The sequence below is a fragment of the Pedobacter indicus genome (assembly GCF_003449035.1).
Taxonomy (GTDB): Bacteria; Bacteroidota; Bacteroidia; order Sphingobacteriales; family Sphingobacteriaceae; genus Albibacterium; species Albibacterium indicum.
The window spans coordinates 2,124,634-2,145,698 of the sequence record NZ_QRGB01000001.1 but is presented as its reverse complement, the minus strand read 5'-3'; the positions used below and the strand labels follow the sequence as shown (position 1 = coordinate 2,145,698).

The window sequence follows — 21,065 nt, the reverse complement described above, 5'->3', positions numbered from 1 at the left end:
TAATATTATTCTTTTTTTGACAAAGTAAAGTCCGGCATTTTCAAAACCTGACCGTTCTGCAAAGCCGACTCGTGAGCCAGAATGCCCACACAGGTCATATTGGCTGATTGCACTGCGTTGGGAAAAGGCTCTCTTCCTTCGACCAGCGCACTGACAAACTCATGAACCAGGTGCGGATGCGACCCTCCATGACCGGCACCCTGCGTAAAGGAGAGATGTTGATTTGAGTCTTCGTCGTACACACCTCCAGTCGTAAACGCCTGAATTTCTGGTGGCAATAAATGTGCAAAGTCTGGACATTCAACTCGTTCCGGTATTTCCGGTTCGGGCTTTTTAGCCGTATGAACTACTAATGGTTCTCCCTCAATCAAAGGCCACTCAACGGCTTTTTTAGAACCATATACTTCGAAGCTTTCACGGTATTGCCGGGCGGTATCAAAAAGAGAACGATAAACGTGAGCGGTTAAATCGGAGCTTCTGAAACGAACATGAGCACTCTCGACAGCGAATGGCGAGTTATAATAATGATGTAAACTCTCGTCTATCGTACCCGAGCCAAAGCAAGAAACGTATTCCGCTTCGTCACGAGTTAAAGCCAGCACCGGCCCCACACAGTGGGTCGCATAATGCATAGGTGGTAAACCTGGCCAGTAGCTAGGCCAGCCTTCCATATCTTGCTGATGGCTAGCTTTTAAGAATTGAACTTTACCAAGTTCCCCTTTTTCATACAAATCCTTCATGAACAAGAACTCACGAGCGTAAACAACCGTCTCCATCATCATATAAGTCAAGCCCGTCTCTTCGACAGCCTCAACAATTTGCCTGCATTCTTCAACAGTTGTAGCCATCGGAACGGTACACGCAACATGTTTTCCCGCTCGCAAAGCTTTAATGGATTGTTCTGCGTGATTTGGAATGGGCGTATTGATATGTACGGCATCAATCTCGGGATCTTTTAACAATTCATCATAATTGTCAAAGCGCTTTTCGATCGAAAAATGATCTCCTATTTCATTCAGCTTCTCAGGGTTGCGCTGACATATCGCATACATATTTGCGTTCGGGTGCTTTTGGTAAATCGGAATAAACTCAGCACCAAAACCCAAACCCACAATCGCTACATTAATTACCTTTTTTTGCATCATTCTTTTATTTATAATCTCCGTTAATCCATTTTTTCAAAAAATCATGACCTTCTTTCGCGAAATCATCCTGACTTGCTGCAAATCGTTTCCAAATACATACAGCCGCAGCTAATTCTTGGTTTTCTGGGGTAAAGCTTTCAATTGAAACGACACCACGATACCCTATTTTCTTTAATCCGCGATAGTAGGCGCCCCAGTTTGCTCCGCCCGAACCTGGTGTACCGCGGTGATTTTCTGAGACTTGCATATGTGTTAATTTACTGCCTACTTTCGTGATTGCACTCTCAGGATCGGGTTCTTCAATGTTCATATGGAACATATCCAAACATACATTCGCAGCCGCATGATTGATATCGTTTATTAATTTCAGAACATCATCTACGTCGTTGATCAAATCAGACTCGAAACGATTTAGTGGTTCTACGGCCAACTGTAAGCCTCTCCTTTGAGCCATATCACTAGCCTTCTGTAAACCCATAACAGCTCTTTCCCATTCACGTTTCTTTTGTTCAGCAGAAACCAATCTTGCCTTTCCTACTGCTGAATACATCGGCCCGGCGAAGAATCCTGCCTCCAATATTGACGCTATTTCAAGACAATCCTCAATATATTCCAACCCGACTTTCCGAAATCCTTCATCGTCGTTTGTCAGGTCTCTTGTTTCTCCAAAAGCTCCACATACTGTCGCTCGCAGCCCATAGTTTGATAAATATTCTTTAATTTTCTTAGCATCAATTAGCTTAGGATCTTCGATTGCCAGTTCGACTGCATCATATCCCAGTTTCTTAATGGTCGAGAATAATTCGGGCGCATTTTCAGTAGCAAAAGGCGACATCCATAACCAGGTACTGGCAGCGAGTTTTACATCTAAGGACATAGTAAATTTTAATTTAGCTTATAATATGAATAAAGATATAGCTTCTGGCAGGAGCTAAAAAACTATAAAATATCCAAAAATGACTGTTTTGTATCTTTTCAATCAATATATTGACAAAAAAATACACAAATAAGCTTATTATAAAATAGATAAAAGAAAATTTATCTATTTTGGTATAGAATCAAAACGTATTATTATGAAAAATCTGATCAACAAAACTTTAAGTACGATGGCGATCACGGCGGGTACCGTAATTTTACTGGCTTCCTGTAACAGCACTGGCAATTCGACCACCAACGAAACCGCAATCGATAGTGCTTCGGCAGCAGACCTGGAACTAAGTCTGACACTCGAATGGAAAACCGACTCTAGCTTTACTGGGTCTGAGTCTGCACTCTATCACGCGCCCAATAATACTATTTATCTTTCTTGCGGAAACACTGATCCTTCCGCTAAAGATGGAGACGGATTTATCGCCTCACTCCACCCCGATGGGACTGTCAAAGAAAAAGATTGGGTAACCGGACTGGATGCGCCACGCGGAATGGCTATTTTAAACGACAAGCTTTACGTGACTGATATTGACGTGGTGAGGATCATTAACATTGAAACTGCCGAGATAGAAGAAACGATCCCTGTTGAAGGATCTGTATTCTTAAATGACCTCGCAACAAATGGGACATCAATTTTCTTCTCTGATTCAAGAGCCGGAGTCATTTATGCAATGAGTGAAGCAGGCGAAGTAACGTCGGTTGTAACCGGTGCCGAAGGAGTTAATGGTCTCGAATGTTATAATGGGGATTTATACAGCTTAGATGCTGAAGGATTAAAAAGGTTCGATTCTGAATATACGAGCATGCTGATCAACTCTGAGATCACCGGCGGTGATGGTCTTGTCATCCTGGGCGATAGTACTTTCATTGCTAGTCGCTGGCAAGGAGAGGTTTATTATATCAATGGAAAAGAAAGCACTCTCCTTCTTGACACACAAGCAGAAGAGTCGAAAACGGCCGATATTGGCTACATCGCGGACTTGAATCTATTACTTGTACCAACTTTTACAAAAAATGAACTAGCAGCTTATCGCTTTGAATAGTTTCAAATTTAAAAAACACAAAACCCCGCTACCGGACTCCGGTGTCGGGGTTTTGTGTTAAGAAACTAATATTATACTAACGCGATGATGGATTTATTTCCCAACTCGGTATAGTCTACCTTGATCAGTTACAGCATACAGCGCTCCGTCCTCCCCTTGCGTAATATCCCTGAACCGCTGAACCTCATCAACCAATAACCTTTCCTCTCCTACTACTTTATTATCTTTTATCACAAGACGGGCAATGTGAGTTCCGCTTAGAGCTGCAATAAACAGGTTATTCTCCCATTCTGGAATTTCGTTGCCTGCATAAAATGTAATGCCACTCGGAGAGATCACAGGATCCCAATAGTATACCGGCTGTTCCATCCCTTCTTTCTGCTGAATAGGCTCTCCGATAACCTCCCCGCTATATTCAAGACCATAGGTGATTGTAGGCCATCCGTAATTCAAACCCGGCTTAACCAGATTCACCTCATCGCCTCCACGCGGACCAAATTCTGTTTCCCATAAGTCACCGGTCACCGGGTGAAATGCTAAACCTTGAACGTTCCGGTGGCCATAAGAGTATATTTCTGGTCTTGCCTCACTATTTCCTTCAAATGGATTCCCGGCAGCCGGCTGTCCATCAGTAGTAATGCGAATGATTTTACCCAACGAAGTTTGCAAGTCTTGCGACAAAGGTCTGGTATCCAAATCAGAACGTTCTCCTGTACTGAAAACGATATTACCTGATTTATCGAACAAGATACGTCCGCCATAATGCAATTCACTCTTATGCCCCGGTGTAGCGCGATAAATTACTTTAACGTTTTCAATGGTCTTTTCATCATCGGCCAATTTTCCCTTAGCAACGGCCGTCAAATTCTTGCCATCCGTTTCTTCAGAAAATGTCCAGTAGACCATTCGGTTATTGGAGAAGTCAGGGTCAATTGTTAAACCCAAAAGACCACCTTGACGAGCGTCGTTTACTTCCGGAAGCCCGGTAATCTTCTCACTTAGTGTTCCATCCTGACTTGCAATACGCATCGTACCACCCTTTTCCGTTATTAGAAGTCGCCCGTCAGGAAGGCTCGTCACTCCCCAAGGACTATCTAAACCGTCACTTAACATACGAACCGAATACTCTGTACTGGTCTTGACTCCTGCAATACGGGTTTGCCCTTCGAAAGCGGGTTTGTAATCTGTATTTGCAGCTTCTGTTTCAACGGGATCGTATTTTGTAGTGTCACCTACCACGGCAGTTGTGTCTTGGCTATTACCGCCATTGTCTGCAGACGAACTGCATGCTCCAAGCGAGAACACCAAACCGGTTGCTACGCTGAATAGTTTTAAATTAGTAGTTAAAGAAGTCATGGAGTGATTATTTGTTGTTAATTTTAGATTGTGAAATATTTTCGTATAACAGATAAGTTCTTTTTTTGTTTTCTGAGTATCTGCGCTTCTGACCTAGTTTGTTTTCAAGTTAATAACTCCGCCTTCATCAAACAGATCATGCGGGATAAAATACCCATTGTGTTCTTTATCATTCACTTGAATGCCTTTCAGCTGCCTACCGGCAGCCGGATTACGTATAACAACTGGCTTTTTACCTTTAATATGCCATTTTACCTCATCAAAGACGGGTACCGTAACCAAATAATTCGCATCAGCTGTCGAGAATGGATAGAGCCCACCTGCACTGAATACATACCACGATGACATTTCTCCAGCGTCATCCATTCCGCCCAACGCGAGTCCAAATTCTCCCACGCCATAGAAACGTTCAAAAATTCGATCAAGGATAGCTTGTGATTTCTCTGGCTTATCGACAAAATAGTAAGCAAAAGGCGCTTCATGATCTGGCTGATTGCCGTGCGAATACTGTCCGATAAAACTAGAAATGTTTCTTGCAATATGTTTTGGATTCCAAGGTAAAGTAAAAAGAGAGTCTAATTTTTCCTCAAAAACCTGCTCGCCACCATAGAGGTCGATGAGCCCAGGCATATCATGGTTTACATAAAAAGATACCTGCCAAGCGTTCGCCTCGCGATACATGTACTCATAATAAGGATACTGCGGGTTAAATGGATTGATCCAGTCGCCATTATCCAATCGTCCACGCATGAAGTTTGTGGACGGATCGAAAACGTTTCGATAGTTTTGCGATCGTTTCTGCAAATCGGCTTCACGCTCTTTGTCGCCTAAACTTGCTGCCAATAAAGACAAGGCATAATCATCATGCGCATATTCCAGTGTTTTAGAAACACCTGCTTTGGCTTTGGTTTCTACGTGTGGATTTTCGATGTCAGGATCACTTATATATCCTTTCTCTATGTATTCAGCGATATGCGGACGGGCTCCCTTCTCTTTATATGCGTTATCCAACAAAAGCTGATAAGCTTTATTCACATCAAAATCGCCTATCCCTCTGAAATAAGTACCGGCAATAAACGGAGCAGCATGGTCGCCGTGAAAGAATGTAGGGATGAAACCAGTTATCTCTCCTCGATCCATTAATGACTTGATAACATCGTTCGTCACCTTGGGTCTGATCATTCCGAGTAGTACCAGTTTATTCCGGTACGTGTCCCATAGTGCTGGAACGGTGTAGTAATTGAAATCTTCTTGACGCACTTTTCGATCCGCATCCGTAAACTGTCCATTTACATCGCTTCGTAGCGCCGGCCATAGAAACGAACGATAGAGGGACGAATAAAAAATCTCCCGTTGCTTCTCTGTTCCTCCTTTCACCTGTACCTGAGAAAGAATCTCATTCCATTCAGCTTTACCTGCTTGATGAACTTCATTGAAGCTGCGCTCACCAACTTCAGTCTTTAAGTTTTCAATAGCATTCTCAATACTCACATAGGATAAGGCAATTTTTAGCACGACAGGCTCAGGCTTTTTATCACTCAACTTAATAAAGGCATAACCTGTTTTTTCACCCGGTCTTATTACCTGCAATTCGTCAATATGGTGATTAACTTCAGCATAGAAATATATCGGGCCTTGGTCAAGCTCCTGCACACCTTGGATAGCATTCCCTTTTTTTGTGATTTCCCAATGTTTAACGCCGTGGTTGGCCCTCGCTAAATCAAAAAGGATGTTCCGGTCAGATTTTTCAGCAAACGTATATTCGTGCACGCCCGCTCTAAGTGTAGACGTTAGGCGAACGTTTATTCTATAATCACTTAAAAAAACCTTATAAAAAGCAGGAGAAGCCCCTTCGCTATCCTTTGAATAGCGGGATTTGAACGGACGTTTTACTTCACCTGAAATTGGTAAGACAGGGATATTCATTTGATCCCAATGACCTTTATTGGTATGGGCAAAGCCCAGGATCTCTTCATCTTCATACTCGTAACCAGCTCCACTACCATATTCAGTTACAGGACTCAATTGAACCATAGCATTCGGCAGCGAAGAGCCCGGAAAAACCAGTCCAGCCCATACGCGCCAACCTTCAGGTGGCGTATATCCAATAACATCTGGATCCAATAGTGGTGCGGTTCCCAAAAAGGGATTTACATAATGGGTTAAATCATTTTTGCCCTCTTTTTGAGTTTGTTTTTTAACACTACACCCTAAAAATAAGGAGCTGATCACGAAGACGAACAGGAGATTCTTGAAAGACATATATATCGTATAGTTGTTCTACGAATATACATCAAACATTGAAAATATAGCAACTAAAATCGTTATCGCCTGGCTGTTAAGCCAATTGTTCCTCCAGCTGATTTAAACACACCGTAAAACCTTCTTGAAAACCCATTTCGAGATTAGCATTCAAATCATCTTCACTGTCAAATACGAGATCGACCCGATAAAGAGTTGAGTCGCCTTTATCCACAAAATCAGCATGCCAGGTTGACTGAGGAAACTGTTCATTGATATTCCCCTGATCATCACTAAAAGCATCGCTGGCAACATACCCCTTTAATGGATCAATAGAAATAAATTTGGAAACCGACCAATGTTTCTCTCCTTCCGGCCCAACCATCGCGAAAAGCCAACGTCCTCCTTCTGCGAAGTTAAAATCTTTACTTTCTACTTTCCAGGGTTTGGGCGCAAACCATTGGCTAATCTGATCCTCTTTGGCAAATGCATCCCACACTTTTTCGAGTGGAGCTGCAAATTCCTTTTCAACATGTATTTTTCTGTTCGCCTTCTCAACAGAAAAAATGAGTCCTTGGTTACTTTTCATTTTTTCAATTTTTAGTTTCTATAATATTTTAATAACAAATTTCATCAATATGTTTTCTTTTTAACCTGTGTTATTCCGACAATTCAGGAGGCAAATCACGACAATTCCTGATATAATAGATTATATACCCGACTCACAAATCGTAATATCCGGCGGGGTGCTCGAGCAAAACCCATAAACTAAACGACGAAATTTAGCTAAAAATGTTACAAGGGCTATGGACTAAAACCCCATAGCCCTTTTCTTTTGGCATAATGCTTGTCATTTAATTGTTAAATTAAGGAAAAAAGAATATGAAAAAGATTAAATTACTAGGCGCAATGATTATCGCCACCTTGATGTTCACCGCAGTTTCTTGTAGTAAAGATGACGATCCGGCTGATAATGATTTCTTTGTAGGGACGTATACTGGTGATATTTCCTTTAACGATGGAAGTGAAACGATTATCGACGAAGATGGCCGCGTAACGGTAGTCAAAGTGGGCGATAGCTACTCTTTTGACTTTGGAAGTGGCATCCCGAACATAACGGGTGTTAAGTTCCAAGAGAAGGGTGACAATTCTTATATTAGTATTGGTGATGGTGTAGCGGGAATAACCGTAGACGCCAACTCATTAACGATGTTGGTTACCAACAACGAAGGTACCTGGACAGCGAACTGTACCCGCTAATATAAATTTAAAATAAACAAAGGCCTCTGATAAAAAATCAGAGGCCTTTGTTTATTTACAGATAATCCGGTTAATATCCTGATTTACCTCCAAGCGGGTCGGAAGCAGCTTGCTTCCACTATTGTGCAAGCTTTTTTGGCTTAATATGTGGACTTATTACGTCTAGGTCCGATCGTGTAACTACGAAAATGTAAAACGGGTACGAACGAATGGTTCAACGGGATTCATGAACGTCAGATCGTCCTTTACCCGCCCGTTCAATTGCTCAAAACATGTTTTCGCATCTACATATTGTAGATCTAAAGCTGCAAAATTTTCTTTTGAAACCCTTAACGAAATCAAACAACGCTGATCGGGGTTTTCAGATTTATCATCAACCACCCAGCCATTATATACCAATTCTTTAACAATTCCAGTATCATCGGTTTTAAATACTTCATAAAGTGTTCTCAACGCCATTTTATAAATTGCATCATTGTAAAGCCGCGAAAACTGTCTCTCTGACAAATAGGAGTCTTTCAGAATACCTCGCGGTGGGATGAAGCGAACTTCAGAAACATTGGGAAATTGGCGAGGCGCAGGGAGAAGGTAATCTACAACAAATAGCTTTTCGTCTTCGTTGAAAGTCAGCTCGAAAATTTTCGATACAATATCAGGGTACGCAGAATAGTGAAGAATAAAATCGTAGTATTCATTTACAGCTTTCTCCTTCCCTTCTGAGAAATCTCTTTTCCACTGATCAATTGCGTTATTGTGTGCGTCCTTTTTGTCTGTAAATTCACGATATAATCGATGCCATTCGTTCACTTTTTGCTCGCATTGCTCAATTAAAGTTTTTTTTAATGTTTCAGCTTCTGCAAGCTTGGATAAGTAGTCATTTCGTAATTCCCGGTTTTCAGTTTCTATTCGAGTTACTTCAGCCTCCCATCGGTCTTTTGCTTTTTTGAACGCCGCTTCTGCTTCATCTTTCTTTTGTTTACCACGCGCGGCAAATAGCTTATCAAAAAAACCTAGTTGAGGAATAAAACGTTCCTCGTCAGGCTCCGTTGGTAATTCTTTAAACAAGGGTTCTACTGGAAATGGCATATCATCTATCTCCGCTAATAAAGCTGATTCCGGATTAGAAATTGGAAAGGTTGCGTGATCCTTCAAACGATCCCAGTCGAGTTGAATCTCAGTATTGAGCGATTCTAACAGTATATCTTTCAGCAGTTTTAGATTAGACTTCGACAAAGCGGTTAGCTGGTCAGCAAACTCATGATTATAGATACTATTAGGCTCGTTATCTTTTTTATATTGTTCTAATTTCCATATTGTATCCCAGGTTGCTAATTGTTCGTTAATTCTTCTCTGTAGATTCTCTCGATCGAAATCCTTCAATAGTAGAAGTCGCCCCAAACCCTTATGCTGTATTTTGGCGTAATAGCTTTTAATATATGGTGATTGGCCAGTCCATTCTTCTATATGGTACAATTCATTTCCCTCAAAGCTCATCCGTGTAAATTTGATCAAACCGTAATGTAACCATCTAATTTAAACGAAAAAGCTTTAAAATAAGTATACACTAATATTGGAAATACCATGTTTTACATTAACGCATTTTGATCAGGTTACTATATCGTTGTGAACCCGATCAAACAAGCATTTATACGGGTTGGCAACGGGAGCACTACGGGTTCACAACGGGAACAAGCAATACAAGTCATGACCCAAGCGTTCAATAATTTATCCGATTTCATAGTGGTTACTCAGCATAGCAATAAACGAACTCTGAATCTCTTCTTTTTTGTTCTTATAATGTTCAATAATTTCCTTACCGAGCATCGTATGCAGATGATTGAATCGTACACTACGATTTATTTCGATAAAACCTATCAAATTGAGTTGATCAAATGCTGGCATATTATCGATCATCGGTGCGTGAACAAAACAATTCATGAAACTGGTTCCCAAACTGCTATCTAATATAAAATAAGGTCGACTACCAGGTTCCTTCTCCGAAACTGGTGCTAATGTACAATCCCGAAATACGAGCTTTCCCCGTAATTTATTTTTATCAGAACAAAGCAATTGAACAATACGACTTTGTTGAACATCAACGATCGCCGCAATATCCTGCAGTGAAGCTTTGAGTCCATGACAACGCTTGATAGAAATTGAGGGGTACAGAGAGTCTTTCCGATAGTTATCGCTCTTATTTAATTTCACAAACAAATGATGATCCGTTTCGGCTAACTCATTAATAATGTCTTCAAGATCGACATCTTCGAAACTAATCAAAGCGTTCGTATCCAATTGATAATCCGTCAACCTTCCCACTTTATCAACTTGATAGTGACTTGGATCGTGAAGTTTTAGCAATCGGACACCTTTCTGCCTTCCAACAACAGTAATATCCTTCATCATGATCCGTCGTGGGAAAAACTGACGATCGCCCCCTTTTGAAATAGCGAAATCAGGTGTTTGAATTAACCAACAAACCTGATCATTTTCCGGATAGTCTTTATAATCGATAATGAGATTCTCGACCTTGATCGATCTGGCCATACCCGTAGGGTAGCCATATTCGAAGTCGGCCGGTTGAAAAAAGAGAACGGCATTGAACGCACCCGGCGCGGGAAAATACCTGCAATTACGTATCGTGACATTGCCATCCCATTTCGCTCCATAATCCCGTCTAAAACTTACGAAAAACCGGTTTGAACAGCTTGTGTTTTCGATTAAAAGTTCCCCGCCGCCCGTTACGGTAATTCCTCGATAACCAATTTTTGAGTCTTTGATGTGGATGTTCCAACCATGGAAATGAACATCTACCCGATTCAGTTGACACCGGTCGATGACAAAGTCTTTTATCAGGTTATTTCCAAAAACACCCCAATGGACAGGACCGCCTTCGGCAATGACATTTCTAAACATGGCCTTCATTACGCGTGTCACGCCAATGCCGTAGGTCCCCGCGGTTACATCGCGATCAGTTCCGTCACGATCTTGCTCCCAGGGGATAACCCGAACATTCTCTAATAAAATATCATATACCCTACTAAACGCGTAAAAACCGGCTCTTGGGCTCATTGACGTGTCTTTTGCCCCTCGCTCTAATCCGACCCATTGATTTCTTATCAATGTGCGACTTCGACTAATATTAAAGCCATTTCGCTTATACCCCGTATTTTTATCTCCCGGTATATCACCGGAAATATAAAACGTGCCGCCTTCAATTTCGAGATAATGATCTTCCACCGGATAGGCTACCAAGCTTTTATAATCTTTAAATGACCAGGTAATATCACCCACAATACGCCCATGTTCTTCAACGTAAAAGAAATCTTCTCGCGCCCAAGATGTTCCATTGTATCGGGCGCCGGCTCGAAATCCAACGCGATCGCCGTCATCCTTTACAAGGATAAAGCAATTTCGAAACGGCTCTAGTTCTGGGAAAACCTGCAATCCGGGCTTTAATGCTTTTATAAAACGATCTTTTATCTCAGACGACCATTCGATATTCTTGGGTTTATACCGACTTTGCACCCAAAAATATGACTTATTCGTTGTGTTTTCTTTCTCATTTATGTGAAAGATTGTTTGTCCGAAATAAACATTTGTTTGAATCGGGATCTCAAGACCTTTCATTAACCAGTATTCGCCATGCATATTGACAACTGGGACACGCTTCCAGTTAGCGTAGACATGCGCTTTCATAATTTGCTGGCAATCGTCATTTACCGAGTCGCCTACGGCACCGAACATCTTGTAATTAACACTCTCGACATCTAATAAGCAGGCCACAAGCCCGTTCTGCAGAGCGATAGTCCAAGGGTTTTCTTTTTCGATATCCGCAGCTTTGAAAACCTGATATAGAGCACCCCCTCCGTCACCTATCTTATAATAGCCCAATACGTATACAATCGAGTTTTCTCGTAGCGTTTTATCATTTTGGAGGTCAGATATGGTTCCATGACTAAGTATATTTATACGTCCTCCTTTCTGAGTCGCCTGAATTGGAGTTGCGGCTAATGTCCCCAGACCGGTTAACCCCAATGTTCCAAGCAGTTTTCTACGTGTCCACATTTGTTGATCATGGTCATGGCTATCCGTTTCTTGATTCATGCTTTCTGTGTGTTTGTGATGTTTGTTTTATTCTGTTTTCATTATAATAAATGTTCTAGTCGGGCTTTCTACATTTATTAATTTAGCGTCTATCGCATTCGGTGACGTACCCGAACAAGATTAATGTACAAGTCTATAATTAGGTTCAAGATAACATTTTTTTCAACAAACAGATTCGATAAAAAACATTTTAACGCCTCAGTACAAGTTAAGTTCCAACTTTTTTTTGTATGCTTGTTTATTATTTATTTACAATAGAATATAAACCAAATTTTAACTACATTTTTAACTGACCTATACTTATGGATTCTCAGAAAGTAGACATGTTTATCATGACCAACAGTAAATTTTTCGAAAGCCATCAAATCCCTTTGATCCGGGACACGCTTATAAATACGGATGATTCTAAATGGATCGCAATCCAGTCTTTATCATTAAAGGATCCGACGATTAGCCTGATTGTTTCTCTACTAGGTGGATCGCTGGGAATCGACCGCTTCCTAATCGGCGATACGGGTCTGGGGATAGGAAAATTGCTGACTTGCGGTGGATTGGGAATTTGGGCGATTATCGATTGGTTTCTAATTATGGGCGCAACTCGAGAGAAAAATCTCGAAAAGCTTCACGAGGTAATCTATTAAAATGAGATACGCATGGATGTCCGGCAGCATAAGATTTACTATATTTTATTTTTTGCCTGCGTCGGTGGTTATTGCTGGCTTCTGCTTTCTGTTAATCAAATAGCCTCTCCTGAAACAGGTGTTTGCCTCGTAAAGCATGTAACCGGTATCCCCTGCCCGTCTTGTGGATCAACGAGGTCTGTACTATCGCTCATGCAAGGAAAACCGGCCGAAGCATTCTATTGGAATCCTTTTGGTTTTATTATCCTGACAACGATGATATTAGTTCCAATATGGATCGTCAGGGACATCATTAAGAAACAAAACAGCCTCTTTCACTTCTATCAGAAGATGGAAAGCCTGGTTCAGAGAAAATCAATATACCTCCCAGCTATTCTTCTGGTTATTATAAACTGGGTCTGGAACATCATGAAGAGTTTATGATCAAAATTGAACCTTTTGGATATAAACCCAGTGAACATGAAGCTGAAAAAGCCTCAAACAGCTACTTGGTTTCAATGGTAACCGCCATAGCAGGAATGCCACTGCCTATCGTCAACTTAATCGCAACTCTATTTTTCTACCTGGCTAACCGAAAAGGAACATTGTTTGTCCGTTGGCACTGCACCCAGGGCCTGTTGTCTCAAATTACCCTCCTGGCTATGAATAGCGTTGGTTTTTGGTGGACAGTTGGGTTGATATTTGGGGAACAACAAATAGACAATAGCTATATTGCTTATATAATAACGATTTTTTTGTTCAACATGGCGGAACTCATTGCTAGTATTTACACCAGTATACAAACCAGAAAAGGGAAACACGTTACCTGGTGGTTCTATGGAAATTTAGCTGACATTTTATGCAAAGGTTGAAATGAAAAATATCATCGTTCAATTTCTGTTGATTGTCGTATTATTTTTCGGAAGCTGGATACTTTTCAGTCAGATTGACTGGATGCGAATACTCAATGTTAAACAACTAAATGAAAAAACAGAAAGAAAACTAGGTGAACTCTATTGGAATTACTTCAAAAATTCACAAGATGAATTAGATGACGATTTAGTTTATCTGCCCGTAGACAGCCTTTTAACCAGCCTTTGTGAAGCAAATGAAATAGACAGAAACAAAATCAAACTCCATATCTTAAAGAACGGAGACGTGAATGCATTTGCCCTTCCGGGAAAACAAATCGTTCTATTTTCAGGGTTGATTACTGAATGTAAAAATGAAGCCGAACTAGCTGGCGTACTGGGACATGAACTAGCTCATATACAGGAAAAGCATGTGATGAAAAAGTTAGTTAAAGAAATCGGGTTATCCGTATTGGTATCTGCGGCTTCTGGGGGAAATGTTGACATGATCCGACAGTCAGCGAAACTTCTTTCCTCAAGTGCTTACGATCGTAGTCTTGAAAAAGAGGCCGACCGAAAAGCGATCGATTATTTGAGCCAAGCTGAACTTCCACTGGAACCCATGGGTGATTTCCTGACCCGTCTGGCAGAAAAAAGTGATGAGATACCTGAAAGCCTGGTCTGGATAAGCACCCATCCCGACACGAGAGAACGAGTGAGCTTTATTGACGAATATGTCAGCTCAAAAGCAAGTGGAGAAAAGACAATATTGAGCAGCTCAACTTGGTGTAAACTCCAAGACTTTTTGCGGTCGGCAGAATAAAACAAAGGAAAGGTATTCTAAAAGACAACCCGAAAAGATTTAGCTTTTCGGGTTGTCTTTTAGAATACTATTTCAATTATTTAAGACTGCTGTATGGGCACCTTTCCCTTCGTATAACTTTCTTGATGCACAGAACCTACTGCTCTTCCTGATGGGTCATTCTGATTCTGAAAAGATTCATCCCAAGCTAAGGCTTCCGGAGTGCTACACGCTACCGACGGAACCGATGGTACTGTCAATGCTGCTGAATCTGACGGGAAATGTTCCGTAAAAATGCTTCTATACAGATACTCTTCTTTGTTTCGTGGCGGATTAATAGGGAACTTACTTGCCGATGCGGCTAATTCAGCGTCAGAAACTTTTAATTCAGCTTGCTCCTTTAACGTGTCAATCCAGCTATAGCCTACACCATCTGAGAATTGCTCTTTTTGCCTCCAGGCAATGCTTTCCGGCAAATATCCTTCAAAAGCTTTGCGAAGGATCCATTTCTCTATTCTTCCATCTTTTATCATCTTACTTTCCGGATTAAGCCTCATGGCAATATCGATAAAATCTTTATCCAGAAACGGCACACGCCCTTCGATTCCCCATGCTGCCAGCGACTTATTAGCTCGCAGACAATCATACAGGTGCAACTTACTCATTTTCCGTACTGTTTCCTCATGAAATCTCTGAGCATCTGGTGCCTTGTGGAAGTATAAGTAACCTCCGAAAAGCTCATCAGACCCTTCTCCAGAAAGAACCATTTTGATACCCATTGACTTAATCACTCTTGCCAACAAATACATCGGCGTAGAGGCACGGATTGTGGTAACATCGTAAGTTTCCAGATGATAGATAACATCACGAACGGCATCAAGCCCTTCCTGGATACTAAAGTTGATTTCGTGATGAATTGTACCAATGTGGTCGGCTGCCTTTTTTGCAGCGATTAAATCAGGTGACCCTTTTAAACCAACAGCAAACGAGTGTAATTGAGGATACCATGCATTTTCCAAGTCATTCGACTCGATACGCTTTGAAGCAAAAAGTTTGGTTACGGCAGCGATAATTGAAGAGTCCAATCCGCCAGATAACAATACACCGTAAGGTACGTCTGACATGAGCTGACGGTGTACGGCGTCTTCCAATCCCTTGCGAAGCTGTTCTATATCGGCATCATTATCTTTGATATTTTCGTAATCTTCCCAATCACGTTTATACCATTGTTGAAAATGTTGCCCGTCTCCGCTATAAATATAATGACCCGGTTTAAAAGTTTCGATCCGTACACATTTTCCTTCTAAAGCTTTTAATTCAGATGCTACATAAAAAGAACCTTCAGCATCCCATCCGATGTATAAAGGAATAATGCCAATATGATCACGAGCTATAAAATATTCATCACGTTCGATATCGTAAATAGCAAAACCGAAAATCCCGTTTAACTCGTCTAAAAAAGTTGGTCCTTTTTCTTGATAAAGAGCTAACAGTATTTCACTATCTGTTTCTGTCTTAAACTGATAATTTGGAAACTGGGTACGAAGAGATTGGTGATTATAAATCTCACCGTTTGCGGCTAATACCAATTTGCCATTAGAACTATATAAAGGTTGATTACCTGATTTTGGATCAACAATTGCCAACCTTTCGTGAGAAATAACTGCTTTCTCATTACTAAAAATGCCCGACCAATCCGGACCTCGATGACGAATTTTCTTTGACATTTTTAGGACGTCTGTTCTTATTTCCTCTGAACGTCCTTTCAGATCAAATGCTCCAATTATACCGCACATATTATTAAATTTAGTTAACCTTAATCGTTACTTTTCTAATTTCGAAACAAATATAGCTCATTATTATTTAAATCATCAAACAATTGACGAGATAAATATTAATTTTTCAATATTTTTACAAAAAAATTGAAAATATGATCAAGAAAAATAACTTACATTTCGATTTTCAATATTATTTTCCGATCAGGTCAAATAAACGGCCGGGTTGGTCTGTGGTAATATATTCGACATTTTGATTAAGAAAAAGCTGCATATCCTCAGCGGAATTTACTGTCCAGACATTGACTGCCAGACCTAACTCATGTGCTTGTTGAATCCATGTTGGATTTTTCTTATAAACATTGTGATTATAATCGAGTCCAAAGAAACCTTCTTTCTTGGCTTGTTCGGGAGTTAGATCACCATTCAAATAAGATACTTTTGCTTTGGGATCGAGTTGCATTAGTTTCTTCCCTGCATCGTAGCTAAAAACGATATATTCAATCATTTTCTCAGCCTTCAATTCTTTAACAAGCTTTACTGATAATTCCGCAGCTAACAGCGTACGCTCTTTACTGACTTTTGAAGTTTTTAATTCGTAAATCAATTTTGTTTTGTTTTTGCCTTTTTGCTTTAAGCCCTCTAAGATGTACTCTTTAGCGGTCGGGATTTTTTCACCGTTCGGATGTTGCTTTTTCAGTAACTCTTCATAAGTAGATTCTTCGATCTCTATTCCATAAAAATCATGATCATGGCACACAACCAATACATCGTCCTTAGTCAGATGGACGTCAAATTCAGATCCAAAGCAGTTAAGCTCAATGGCTTTGTTTAAAGAAGCCAGTGAATTCTGAGGAATCGTATCATCCCATGCGCCTCTATGCGCTATCACTTGATTTTTATTAAATTGAGCAAATACGTGGCTTGAAACAAGTAGTAAACCACAAACGAACGTAGCTAGAGTAGATTTTTTCATTGATATTTTTTTCACTAAATTATAGATTATTGTCGACACTTATATGTTAACTTTTCGTTTCGTGGTTGAGATAGACACTAAATACAGTGTAATAACTGCTAATGGGAAAGAAATAATTGCAGGGTTCTCCAGCTGGTGAATTGCATCTGCTGGACTCAGCCCGTACCTTCCCCACATGGTCGGTGAAGTCAGTATGATTGCCAGTGAAGAAAAGATACCCATGATGATTGACCAAGAAATACCTTTCGCAGTAGTTTTTTTCCAGAATAGGATAAATAAAATTGCCGGTAGATTAGCGGATGCGGCAATCGCAAAGGCCCAACCTACCAAAAAAGACACGTTCATGCCTTTAAAAGCGATTCCTAGTGCAATAGCAAAGATTCCTACTCCAAACGCCGCCAGCTTACCTGCCAAAACTTTCTTTTCGTCACTTAGATTTTTGTTGAAATACCCGTCCATTAAATCATGGGCAATCGCACCGGACGAAGCTACTATCAGTCCAGATACCGTACCTAATACCGTAGCGAACGCAATTGCTGATATCACGGAAAATAAGATCACTCCAAATGCTTTTGCCAATAGAGGTGCAGCCATATTGCTAGATTCGACATCCATCACACCATTAATCGCTGAACCTATTCCTAAGTACAAGGTCAACAAATAGAAGGCACCAATCGCAGCAATCGCTAAGATAGTTGACTTACGAGCATCCCGCGGTGAGTTAACCGTGTAATATCGGATTAATATATGCGGTAAAGCAGCTGTTCCAAGAAACAACGCGATCATCAATGAAACAAAATCCATTTTACTCCACCAAGAAGCATCTTTACCGATCTTATACTTTAACCCGGGAAGCATAAAGTCCTTTCCTGAAGTTTCCTCTTGGTAATATAAAGAAACCTCCTGATTGCCGTCTGAAAACTTAACGTTTAGGAAACGTACAAGTTCGCTGTTTTTAATGATATTCAAAAATTGTATGGGGTTCACGGGACCACTGCTTTCTACCTCTTGTCCGTCTACAACAATTTTGCTAAGATGTCCTACCTGATAAAAGTTTCCGTTCTCTTTCGGCTCTCCATTATATAACTGCGTACCGTTCTCATCCACGGTGATCGATAATGCTTCTGTTAAAACAGGTTTATCATTTTTTTCGGTGAGCATAAACCACCGTTCAATTCCATCTTTCTCGAGATTGACAAACTCTTTACCTTGGACATTTTGTTGTGAAAGAACGTTCCAGTCCGCCACCGAGCTAACCTGATCTCCATTCATAACTGGCGTTAATTCAACAAATTCATGATAAGGCTGATTCTCATGATCAGGGTTAAGCGTGAATCCGTTCTTCATAATATAAAACGCCAAAATTCCTGAAAGAAGTATTAGTAGCCCTCCCTTTAAGAACTGCACATAAGTCGTCGAGGTCATTCCAGCCGTTGCTACAATAAGAATGACAATAATACCGACGATCAACACTCCTACCCAATGCGGGAATCCCAGTAAAGGAGTTACCAAATCCCCTGCCCCAACCATTTGTGGAATTAAATAGAATATGGAAACTATCAACGTGCTAATCGAAGCCGTTAACGTTACCAATCTTGATTTAAAAGTAGAATTAAGTGCGTCTGAGAAAGTATATTTCCCGAGTTTTTTAAACGGCTCTGCTACTAAAAATAGAGCAACCATCCAGCCAGCTAAAAAGCCAATAGCGTATAAAAACCCATCATAACCAGAGGTAGCGATCATCCCACAGATGCCTAAAAAGGAAGCGGCTGATAAATAATCTCCCGCAAATGCAATTCCGTTAACCGACCAATGGATTTGACCGCCCGCCGCGTAATAGGAAGATGCTGACTTGGTTTTTCTCCCAAAGTAAAATGATAAACCTAGTACGAGGCCAACAAAAATGACGAAAAAGATAATGGCGGTGTAAGACACATCGTAAATCATACCTTTTCTCCCCTTTCTGCAATTTCTCTTTCACTCTGATCTTCATACCGTGAACAATAGTAATTATAGAGAACTCCGAGCAACACAGCGAAAACAATTAGTGATATGCCGTAAAGGGTCGCAAGGTTCAACCCCCATAGAGTTTCAACAGCAAGCAATTCATAATTTACGACTCCGATAATTACGAAGCCTCCATATAAAAAGAAATAAATAAAGAAAAATAAGATTCCGAGACGCGACTTCTTCTTCGAGGCGTAATCTTCGTTAACAGCTGAACTTGGCTTATGCAACATATTTTAGGCTTTAAATGATAAAAAAGGTTTAGATATTAAATATCATAATTTTTTTTAAAAATTAGTTATTATTTGATATTTATCTAAATCCTTTTTATCAAAAGCTTAGGTATCTTGCTAAGAATGTAAATGTTAGTCTTCCGAAACTACTTCGTTTTCTTCAATTAATTCAATAGGTTTATATCCCCCTTTAAAAAACTTAAAATAAAGGATAAACAAAACGTAGCATACCAACATGATTGTCGGAAGAATAGAGACTGTTCTTAAAGCATCTTTTTTTGCTTCATTTTGAACCTGTGAAATAACATCGACGGTCTGTGAATCTGCATCAAGCAGTTTATCTCCATCTAATGCCAGGTACTCGCCGAATATACTGGTTTTATGTTCGGTTATGAAAGTCTCGTGATAAGAGGTCTGGTTGTTCTGATCATACATTGCAAGGTTCTGATCCAGCTGTTTATCTTGTATTGTACCCAAGAAAACAGCACCGATAACGCCCACTCCTACCTGTCCCACAGCACCCGTAAAGTTTAGAGCTAAGGCTCCACCTTTTGGAAACTGTTCTGAGACGACACCTAACATTGTGCCCCAAAAAAACGTTTTCCCCAAAGCGTAAATGGTAGCTGCTATGATAATTACGAAGCCAACCGAATAAGATAAAAACTGTAGTCCAACGGCCGCTATCAAAGCACTAAAAGCCAAGAGGCCTAAAGGCGAAAACCTCTCTACAATCGGTCCGGCATAGAAACGTAAAACAGCCATAATAATGGAAGTGTATACCAGAACCCAACCTCCTTGCAGACCAATTTTAGCCATTTCAGGTGTCATTAAATCGGTGATCCAGCTGTCGGTACCCAGCTCTGTTGTTGCCAATGGGATCATGAGCAGGAGTAACATAATAAAAAGCGGCCGACCAAGTGAACGTACGAAGTAACCGAAAACCGCAACAATCAACAGCGTAATAATGACGCTTATTAAATAAGACCAGCCAAATAACGTTCCTAACTGGAACACACAGAGAGCCACAATAATCAAAATACCCAGGATACCAACTTCCTTTAACATCTCCAGATACGTAACTCCCGCCTGTACGCGTTCGTTAACGGGAAAGTGGCGCTTAGCAATCAATAGACCATACGTTATCGTAGGCAACATAATTACCCCGATGATAATATGCCAATTAAACCCGAAATGCAACATCCCTATCCCCATCACACCTGCGATAGCGATTCCGACCGGCCAACCGGCATGTAGAATATTTAACCATTTCGTCTTTTCTTTTGGATACATCGTGGCTACAACCGGATTTACGACAGCTTCCGCGGCACCATTACCGAGAGCAAAAAGAAAAGTCCCAATATAAAGCATCCAATAGCCGTCTGCTAGCACAGTAAGAATAACGGAAAGCGTGTGACAAAGAAAAGCAAAGACCATTGATTTTTTGTAACCGATGCGGTCAATGATTAAACTAAAAATCACAATACTGATACCAAATGGCCAAAAGCTGACACCAAAAATTTCACCTTGTTGAGTCTTGCTGAGATCAAATTGCACACCCCAAGAAGGCATTAAAAAAGACCTGAAAACAAAACCAAAAGCAGAAGCCACGAGCACGATGAAACAGCCCCAAAAGAGCATTTTACGTGAACGATCGTCAATCGCCGTCTCCGACGAATCGCCTGTTCCTACGTTCATAATTTAAATTAATAAGTTAAATGG

General features: G+C 40.6%; 18 protein-coding genes. 6 read left to right on the top strand and 12 right to left on the bottom strand.

Annotated features, from left to right (window positions below; all coding sequences use genetic code 11):
• Nucleotides 1-5: 5 nt before the first annotated feature.
• Together D3P12_RS09640 and D3P12_RS09635 are read right to left on the bottom strand one after the other, a co-directional pair.
• Nucleotides 6-1,145, bottom strand: a complete 1,140-nt coding sequence (locus D3P12_RS09640; RefSeq protein ID WP_205941085.1) for a Gfo/Idh/MocA family protein — start codon at nt 1,143-1,145, stop codon at nt 6-8.
• A 4-nt stretch (nt 1,146-1,149) separates the two neighbouring features.
• Nucleotides 1,150-2,022, bottom strand: a complete 873-nt coding sequence (locus D3P12_RS09635) for a sugar phosphate isomerase/epimerase family protein (RefSeq protein WP_118194996.1) — start codon at nt 2,020-2,022, stop codon at nt 1,150-1,152.
• Nucleotides 2,023-2,218: 196 nt separating this feature from the next.
• On the opposite strand from D3P12_RS09635, the gene D3P12_RS09630 reads away from it, so the two are divergent.
• Nucleotides 2,219-3,118 (top strand): YncE family protein, encoded by a 900-nt coding sequence (locus D3P12_RS09630; protein ID WP_205941084.1) that lies wholly within the window; start codon nt 2,219-2,221, stop codon nt 3,116-3,118.
• 93 nt (nt 3,119-3,211) lie between these two features.
• On the opposite strand, the gene D3P12_RS09625 is transcribed toward D3P12_RS09630, so the two are convergent.
• From D3P12_RS09625 to D3P12_RS09615, 3 genes are all read right to left on the bottom strand, one after another.
• Nucleotides 3,212-4,474, bottom strand: coding sequence for a PQQ-dependent sugar dehydrogenase (locus tag D3P12_RS09625; RefSeq protein ID WP_118194994.1), 1,263 nt, complete (start codon nt 4,472-4,474; stop codon nt 3,212-3,214).
• Between the two features lie 93 nt (nt 4,475-4,567).
• Nucleotides 4,568-6,736: a GH92 family glycosyl hydrolase gene (locus D3P12_RS09620; protein ID WP_118194992.1), complete on the bottom strand. Its 2,169-nt coding sequence runs from the start codon at nt 6,734-6,736 to the stop codon at nt 4,568-4,570.
• A gap of 76 nt (nt 6,737-6,812) precedes the next feature.
• Nucleotides 6,813-7,304, bottom strand: coding sequence for an SRPBCC family protein (locus D3P12_RS09615; protein WP_118194990.1), 492 nt, complete (start codon nt 7,302-7,304; stop codon nt 6,813-6,815).
• A gap of 293 nt (nt 7,305-7,597) precedes the next feature.
• Between D3P12_RS09615 and D3P12_RS09610 the strand changes: the two genes are divergently transcribed.
• Entirely contained in the window at nt 7,598-7,975 is a 378-nt protein-coding gene (locus tag D3P12_RS09610) for a hypothetical protein (protein WP_118194989.1), read from the top strand.
• 180 nt (nt 7,976-8,155) lie between these two features.
• On the opposite strand, the gene D3P12_RS09605 is transcribed toward D3P12_RS09610, so the two are convergent.
• A complete protein-coding gene (locus D3P12_RS09605) occupies nt 8,156-9,469 on the bottom strand; it encodes a hypothetical protein (protein WP_118194987.1) in 1,314 nt (437 codons plus the stop codon).
• A gap of 231 nt (nt 9,470-9,700) precedes the next feature.
• Nucleotides 9,701-12,082: a hypothetical protein gene (locus D3P12_RS09600; RefSeq protein WP_118194984.1), complete on the bottom strand. Its 2,382-nt coding sequence runs from the start codon at nt 12,080-12,082 to the stop codon at nt 9,701-9,703.
• Between the two features lie 302 nt (nt 12,083-12,384).
• Between D3P12_RS09600 and D3P12_RS09595 the strand changes: the two genes are divergently transcribed.
• Genes D3P12_RS09595 through D3P12_RS09580 form a run of 4 tightly spaced genes read left to right on the top strand, consistent with a single transcriptional unit; the run spans nt 12,385 to nt 14,376 of the window.
• Nucleotides 12,385-12,723: a TM2 domain-containing protein gene (locus D3P12_RS09595; RefSeq protein WP_118194982.1), complete on the top strand. Its 339-nt coding sequence runs from the start codon at nt 12,385-12,387 to the stop codon at nt 12,721-12,723.
• Nucleotides 12,724-12,735: 12 nt separating this feature from the next.
• Nucleotides 12,736-13,146: a DUF2752 domain-containing protein gene (locus tag D3P12_RS09590; protein WP_118194980.1), complete on the top strand. Its 411-nt coding sequence runs from the start codon at nt 12,736-12,738 to the stop codon at nt 13,144-13,146.
• The gene (locus D3P12_RS09585) at nt 13,143-13,574 is read left to right on the top strand and encodes a hypothetical protein (RefSeq protein WP_118194979.1); all 432 of its coding nucleotides are present in this window, start codon (nt 13,143-13,145) and stop codon (nt 13,572-13,574) included. Before D3P12_RS09590 ends, D3P12_RS09585 begins: the two co-directional genes overlap by 4 nt.
• 1 nt (nt 13,575) lies before the next feature.
• Entirely contained in the window at nt 13,576-14,376 is an 801-nt protein-coding gene (locus tag D3P12_RS09580; RefSeq protein ID WP_118194977.1) for a M48 family metallopeptidase, read from the top strand.
• Between the two features lie 80 nt (nt 14,377-14,456).
• Here the strand turns inward: D3P12_RS09580 and asnB are convergent, their stop codons facing one another.
• From asnB to D3P12_RS09555, 5 genes are all read right to left on the bottom strand, one after another.
• A complete protein-coding gene (gene asnB, locus D3P12_RS09575; protein ID WP_118194975.1) occupies nt 14,457-16,151 on the bottom strand; it encodes an asparagine synthase B in 1,695 nt (564 codons plus the stop codon).
• A 172-nt stretch (nt 16,152-16,323) separates the two neighbouring features.
• On the bottom strand, nt 16,324-17,106 hold the full coding sequence (locus D3P12_RS09570; RefSeq protein WP_118194973.1) for a glycerophosphodiester phosphodiesterase: 783 nt from the start codon (nt 17,104-17,106) through the stop codon (nt 16,324-16,326).
• Nucleotides 17,107-17,145: 39 nt separating this feature from the next.
• Nucleotides 17,146-19,053 (bottom strand): sodium/solute symporter, encoded by a 1,908-nt coding sequence (locus tag D3P12_RS09565; protein ID WP_118194971.1) that lies wholly within the window; start codon nt 19,051-19,053, stop codon nt 17,146-17,148.
• On the bottom strand, nt 19,050-19,346 hold the full coding sequence (locus D3P12_RS09560; protein WP_118194969.1) for a DUF485 domain-containing protein: 297 nt from the start codon (nt 19,344-19,346) through the stop codon (nt 19,050-19,052). Before D3P12_RS09560 ends, D3P12_RS09565 begins: the two co-directional genes overlap by 4 nt.
• 132 nt (nt 19,347-19,478) lie before the next feature.
• Entirely contained in the window at nt 19,479-21,041 is a 1,563-nt protein-coding gene (locus D3P12_RS09555; protein WP_118194967.1) for an MFS transporter, read from the bottom strand.
• Nucleotides 21,042-21,065 lie beyond the last annotated feature (24 nt).